This window comes from Kitasatospora sp. MY 5-36 (assembly GCF_001182915.1).
In the GTDB taxonomy this organism is placed as follows: Bacteria; Actinomycetota; Actinomycetes; order Streptomycetales; family Streptomycetaceae; genus Kitasatospora.
Window position 1 is genome coordinate 1 of the sequence record NZ_LFVW01000131.1, and the last position, 275, is coordinate 275.

The 275-nt window shown below is 74.2% G+C and carries 1 pseudogene; it reads left to right on the top strand.

The features are described 5' to 3' along the window. Positions 1 to 74 precede the first annotated feature (74 nt). Positions 75 to 275: pseudogene (locus AE652_RS46320) on the top strand (hypothetical protein); the annotation flags it as partial.

Below are 275 nucleotides of genomic sequence, written 5' to 3' on the forward strand. Positions count from 1 at the left end.
ACTCCTCGGGGCGTGACAGTAGGCGCCCGCTCATCCGATCACCACCATCACCATGTCCTTGGGGGGACTGTCACATGAACGCGTCCGTTATCGCCCGTATTGCGAAGATCGTCCCGCTGGCCATTGTCGCCGCCGTCGGTGTCACCGCCTGCGGCCCGACCGAGGGCGGGGCCTCCGTCGCCGCCTCCGCTCCCGCCTCCGCCCCGGCCGTCACCTCCTCGGCCACCCCCGGTGCGGGCGCCGTCCCGGCCGTCCCCGCCCCGGCCGCGCCGACC